Genomic DNA, 3,195 nt, shown 5'->3' on the forward strand with positions numbered 1-3,195 from the left:
AGTACGCCGCGGCCTCTCTTCTCAATCACACCCGTCTCGGAGTACTGGGTCGCCCGGTCCCGGCTCCGCCAAGGCTTCGCCGGGCTTTCGGTGTTGGGCCGGCGTAGCTTTAGCGAAGACGGCAAGCCGGGCGATGACAGCGAGGGGTGAGGAGCCGCTTCCACGTCGTCATTGCGAGCCACCGGGTCCGCGCGAAGCGCGGCCCGATGACAGGCTCCGCGAAGCAATCCAGAATCTTCCGCCGGAGGCAGGCTGGATTGCTTCGCTGCGCTCGCAATGACGGCGCAAGGGGCCGAGGCCGTCGCTGTCCAATTCATATTTCAAACAGCAGACACACCATCGCCTTCTCGCGGCGCGTCTCGCCCGAGTTTTGCTGCATGTGACGCCCTCGGAAAGACAAGGGCGCAGGGAAGGCCGGGCGCCGGCTGGCACCCGCAGGTCCGTGCGCTACAGAAATGCACACGGGGTGGACCACAGGTGATGCCGGTCGCCCGGCCTTCCCTGCGCGAATGGTTTTAACGGTGTCCTTCGTGCTCTCCCCGGGGAGCGATGCACTATTGCCCCCGTCGCCTTGCGGATGGCTGATGTGCGGACCCGGTTGGGCCGCGGGCATCACCGCAGGACTTGACGCACAGACCCCGGGCGTCAGAACCACACGACTTCTCCGTCCGCGCACGTCTTCGCTGGGACTTCGAGGGCTGGCGTGTGCTCACGCCCGAAGCCATGCGAAGACGCTGTCGGCGTCGTGTCGTCGGCGCGAAGCGATGCTCACAGCCGAAGCCGCCTGCAATGCCTGTTACGCCCGACGCCGTCGCGTCCATCGCTGCCCGGCCTGCGGTTCGTGACGATCGCGATCCGCCCCTTGTCTCAGGCCAGGGTATTTCGCTTGTACGACAAATCCGAATTTCGGTAAAGTGGAATATTTTGTAAGGCGAGGCTTGACAGGCGGATGGTGTGTGTCGCGGCTGTTTTGCCGGACGGGCAACGGCCGACGGGGTGGTGACGAGCTTTGCTTTGTGGACGGGTACGCCACGTCGCACTTACTTCGTCAATATTTCTTACAGTAGTTCCCCGGAGTTGCTGTTTCGTCAAACACGGTCTGGGATGCGGCATTGCATCCTCTGTGGAGCAACAGCCGCGCTGCATTCGAATCGTACATTGAGTTGGAGACGATCATGCGCAACATCGTACTGGCGATAGTATTCGTGATCTCGCTGTCGACTCCGGCTTTGGCTCAGAAGTCCGAGATTGAAGCGATCAACAGCAAATTTATCGAATTTTTCAACAAGGGCGATTTCCCCGGCATTGCGTCGCTCTATAGCGATGATGCGATCGCCATGCCGCCCGGTTCTTCGATGGCGCGGGGGCGAGCAGCCATCGAAGTCATGTGGAAAAGCATGGCGGAACAAGTCGGCGACCCGAAGCTCACAACTGTTGATGTGAAGGCGCTCGGTCCTTTGGCGGCACGCGAGATCGGCACGTTTGCTCTGAAGACCAAAGGGTCGACACCGCAGGAAGTGACTGGGAAGTACGTCGTTGTTTGGGAAAAGGTCGGAAATGACTGGAAGCTCGCCACCGACATATGGAACGAGGGCAAGTAGGCCGGCGGCGTACGTGTCTGTTGTTGACCCATCAGCGAAGTGGCGACGGTTCTCATTGAGGTTCGTTTGGTGGGGCATAGCAGACGAGATTTGCTCACGCTGACATCACGGACCAATGGGCGTCACCTGTGACATCTGGCTCCGAAGGCAGGCTGAGGAGAGCTTTGAACCTCCCGTTCGCCAGATCGACCTATGTCTTGAAGAACCATGCGCGCATGAGGGTCGTCGTCGTTTGGCCGGGAGGAGACGATGACGATTCCGCGCGACTTCCGCGGTCGGCCGAACTCTAGGGGGAGAACGGATGAGCAAAATCCTAATTTGCGGCGGAGGCGTGATTGGATTGTGCACAGCGATGATGCTTGGTCGCGATGGCCACCGAGTCACAGTCCTAGAGGCTGACCCGGCCGATCAACCTGCAGCGCCCGCCGAGGGATGGAATTCGTGGGAACGTCCGGGAGTTGCCCAATTCAGGCAACCTCATAACCTCAGTTCGCGGTTTCGGATGATCAGCGATCAGGAATTGCCGGGGTTGACAGATGGTCTGCTTCGAGCCGGTTGCGTTTGGGTGGACTATCTGGACAGTCGATCTCTTCCCCCAACCATAACGGATCGGACGCCGCGTCCGGGTGACGAGGCCATACGCTTCGTCACCGGTCGGAGGCCCATTATTGAATGCGCCGTAGCTGCAATGGCGCAAGTGGCACCTAACGTGACCATTCGTCGGGGCACCAAGGTTCGCGAACTGATCACGGGTGCTTCGGCGATCCGAGGTGTGCCGCACGTTGCAGGGGTACGCACGACATCTGGTGAAGAGATTCGCGCTGATCTGGTAATCGACGCCATGGGACGACGAAGCGCGGCCTGCGATTGGATCATCAGCGCGGGTGCCCGTAGCCCGATCGAGGAATCCGAAGATAGCAACTTCGCTTATTTTACGCGGTATTTCTCGGGGCAACAGCGGCCTCGCAGGACGGGACGTGCACTCACGCCGATGGGATTGTTTTCGATCCTTACCCTGGACGGGGACAATGACACCTGGTCGATCACCTTGTATACCTCGTCGAAGAACAAGGCGATGCGAGCCTTGCGCGATACGGCGACATTCCATCGCGTCGTCTCCGCATGTCCGCGGCAAGCCCATTGGCTCGACGGCGAGCCAGTAACGCCCGTCCTTCTGATGGCGGGAGTTATCGACCGATACCGACGGTTTGTCGTCGATGGTCGGCCGGTCGTCACGGGATTTGCCGCTGTAGGCGATGCATGGGCGTGCACCAATCCGTCCGCCGGACGCGGCTTGAGCGTCGGCCTTCTGCACGCGCAGGTGCTCCGTAATGTTGCGCGCCGATACATCGACGATCCCGGAGCTTTCTCCCGGGAATACGACGCTGACACCGAAAGCCAAGTCGGTCCGTTTTATCGAAATCAGATCGCCGCGGACCGCGTTCGGATCGCCGAAATGACGGCTCTGGAAGCGGGCATGCCGATGCCCGCGCCCAACCCAGTCATGGCCAAGCTTCTGGTTGCATCATCCCAAGACGCAGACGTGCTCCGTGGCTTGATCGAAATCGCAATGTGCCTTGCGCTGCCTCAGGAC

Annotated in this window: 2 protein-coding genes; both read left to right on the top strand. The window is 60.5% G+C overall.

Going from position 1 to position 3,195, the window contains the following annotated elements; genetic code table 11:
- Positions 1-1,175 precede the first annotated feature (1,175 nt).
- Positions 1,176-1,601 carry a YybH family protein gene (locus tag CWO91_RS41895; RefSeq protein WP_130221131.1) on the top strand — a complete coding sequence of 142 codons (426 nt, stop codon included), beginning with the start codon at positions 1,176-1,178 and terminating at the stop codon, positions 1,599-1,601.
- Positions 1,602-1,902: 301 nt separating this feature from the next.
- Positions 1,903-3,195: FAD-dependent oxidoreductase (locus CWO91_RS41900; protein WP_130221132.1), on the top strand; the 1,293-nt coding region annotated here is incomplete at its 3' end.

The organism is Bradyrhizobium genosp. SA-3 (genome assembly GCF_004212635.1).
Classification (GTDB): domain Bacteria; phylum Pseudomonadota; class Alphaproteobacteria; order Rhizobiales; family Xanthobacteraceae; genus Bradyrhizobium.

Excerpts from the sequence above, each read along its gene's own strand:
- CWO91_RS41895 (WP_130221131.1), top strand. The coding sequence starts at position 1,176 with ATGCGCAACATCGTACTGGCGATAGTATTCGTGATCTCGCTGTCGACT.